The organism is Alysiella crassa DSM 2578, from assembly GCF_000745955.1.
GTDB lineage: Bacteria > Pseudomonadota > Gammaproteobacteria > Burkholderiales > Neisseriaceae > Simonsiella > Simonsiella crassa.
Genome location: NZ_JQKH01000138.1, coordinates 1 through 2,755 on the forward strand (window position 1 = coordinate 1; position 2,755 = coordinate 2,755).

A 2,755-nucleotide genomic window follows, 5' to 3' on the forward strand; every position below is an offset into this window, starting at 1 on the left:
AATTTCTGAAAAGTAGGTTTCCAAAGTTTGCATGGTCAAATTACCGTTAGTTTAACTTTATCATTTTACACCAAAAGAACTTGGCAGGTCTGCGTTGTGGACGGGGGAGGGGATAGTTTGGTGGCGAGAAACAAATTTTACGCTCCATTTTATCAGGCAGCCTGAAACACGCTTTTCAGGCTGCCTGAATGATTTTTGCCGTATAATTCAGCTTTATTTTGCCAAGTTATTGATTTGCCGTATGAGACCCACCCCCCGCGACACCGCTCAACTCGTTTTACAACAAAAACTTAATTATCAATTCAAAAACAAAAATTTATTGCAACAAGCACTCACCCACCGCAGCCATTCGCCCAATAATTACGAGCGATTGGAATTTATCGGCGACAGTATTTTGGATTATGTGATTGCCAAAATGCTCTACGAAGCCTTCCCCAAATTGCCCGAAGGCAGATTGTCGCCCATTCGCGCCCAATTGGTAAAAGAAGCGACTTTGGCGGACGTGGCGCGTGAATTGAAATTGGGCGATGCGCTGCTTTTGGGCGTGGGCGAACTGAAAAGTGGCGGACACGACCGCGCTTCCATTTTGGCAGACGCGTTGGAAGCGGTGTTTGCCGCCATCAGTTTGGACGCGGATTTTCAGGCTGCCGAAAAAATTGTCCGCCAATTATTCCGCGAAAGAATTAAACAGTTAGACACCAATAACACTGCCAAAGACGCGAAAACCCAATTACAAGAAATTTTGCAAGGACACAAACTCGCTCTGCCCAAATACCGCATTGAACAGCAAATAGGGGAGGGCAATGAAGCGCGTTTTGATGTGTCTTGCGATTTGGGCGAATTGGGCAAAATTTTTTACGCCAATGCCAACAGTCGCCGCGCCGCCGAACAGGATTGCGCGAAACAGGCTTTGGCGTGGTTGGCGCAGAAATTGAAAAAATAATTTCAGGCTGCCTGAAAATATGAATACTTATTTAAAATTAACCATTTATACGGGTATTTTATTATTGGTGCCTGTGTATTTTTGGCTGGTGGATTATCAATGGTCGTTGAGCCAAGTGGGTTTAATCACGGAAACCATGCCCATGATTTTGCTGACGTGGACGGGTTCGCCGCCGTATGCCATCGGCACGGTTGTGGTTTTGTTGGCGAGTGGCTTGTTTTTAACGCGCAAATATTGGGATTGGCGGATGGTGGTGGCGATGTGTGCGCTGTCTTTGGGCGGCACGCAGGCGGTTAAATTGACGATGAAAGAGGTGTTTCAAGAGCCGCGCCCTTATGTGGTGGCGTTGGAAAATGGGGGCTATTTGGAAGAATACGGTTATCCGCCCCATTCGTTTTATCAGCAAGATACGGAAACGCAAGCCAAAATTGTTTATCACACCGCGTATAATACCGACAGCCAAATTCTGACACAGTATCAATCTACGGAATTGGGTTATTCGTTTCCATCGGGGCATACGATTTTTGCGGCGGCGTGGTTGCTGGTGTGGGTGGGGCTGTTGCGTGGGGCGTGGGGGTTTCAGGCTGCCTTAACTGTGTGGGCGGCGGCAATGGCGTATACGCGGGTGCGTTTGGGTATGCATTATCCTGTTGATTTGTTTGTGTCTATTTTATTGGCGTGGCTGATTCATGTTTATTTGTTTGCGAAGATTTTGCCGCGTTTGCAGAAATATTTTCAGGCAGCCTGAAAACCCATTTTATGAAAGAATAATATGATGAATATAGAAGAATTTTTAGCCAATGAAACCGCCGCCAATGGCTACCGTTGCGGTTTTATTGCGATTGTGGGTCGCCCGAATGTGGGTAAATCCACGCTGATGAACCATTTGATTGGGCAAAAAATCAGCATTACCAGCAAAAAAGCGCAAACCACACGCCACAAAGTTACGGGGATTTACACCGATGACACGGCGCAATTTGTGTTTGTGGACACCCCCGGTTTTCAAACCAACCACCGCAACGCCTTGAATGACCGACTCAATTTAAACGTAACCGAAGCGATGAGCGGCGTGGACGCGATTGCCTTTGTGTTGGAAGCCATGCGTTTGACCGAAGCCGACCGCACGGTGTTGAAACAGTTGCCGAAAAACACGCCTGTTGTGTTGGTGGTGAATAAAATTGACAAGGAAAAAGCCAAAGACAAATTCGCGCTCAATCAATTTATTGAAGAAGTGAAACAAGAATATGATTTTGCGGCGGTGGAAGTGGTGAGTGCAAAACATGGTTTGCGAATTGCTAACTTATTGGCAACATTGAAACCTTTTCTGCCTGAAAGCGTGCCGATGTATCCTGAAGACATGGTTACGGATAAATCCAGCCGTTTTTTGGCGATGGAAATTGTGCGCGAAAAATTGTTCCGCTATTTGGGCGAAGAATTGCCTTACGCAATGAATGTGGAAGTGGAACAATTTAAAGAAGAAAATGGTATGTATCAGATTTATATCGCTGTTTTAGTGGACAAGGAAAATCAAAAACCCATCGTCATCGGCAGGGGTGGCGAGAAAATGAAGAAAATCTCCACCGAAGCGCGTTTGGATATGGAAAAATTATTTGATTGCAAAGTGTTTTTGAAAGTGTGGGTGAAAGTAAAATCGGGTTGGGCGGACGATATTCGTTTTTTAAATGAATTGGGTTTGTGATTTGGTTTTTCAGGCTGTCTTTCAGTACACGACAATTTTTTGAAATAACCACAAACCTGTCCCCTCCCCCGCAAGCGGGAGAGGGGACAGGTTACAGGCAGCCTGAAAGATTT

3 protein-coding genes are annotated in these 2,755 nt (G+C 45.7%); all 3 read left to right on the top strand.

The genetic code is table 11. The features are described from left to right. Positions 1-241 precede the first annotated feature (241 nt). Genes rnc through era form a run of 3 tightly spaced genes read left to right on the top strand, consistent with a single transcriptional unit; the run spans position 242 to position 2,642 of the window. Entirely contained in the window at positions 242-943 is a 702-nt protein-coding gene (gene rnc / locus Q338_RS12295; protein WP_034295969.1) for a ribonuclease III, read from the top strand. Between the two features lie 19 nt (positions 944-962). Beyond that, complete coding sequence (locus tag Q338_RS12300; RefSeq protein WP_034295972.1) at positions 963-1,691, top strand: phosphatase PAP2 family protein; 729 nt, start codon at positions 963-965, stop codon at positions 1,689-1,691. 27 nt (positions 1,692-1,718) lie between these two features. After that, on the top strand, positions 1,719-2,642 hold the full coding sequence (gene era / locus Q338_RS12305; RefSeq protein ID WP_034295975.1) for a GTPase Era: 924 nt from the start codon (positions 1,719-1,721) through the stop codon (positions 2,640-2,642). Positions 2,643-2,755: the final 113 nt, after the last annotated feature.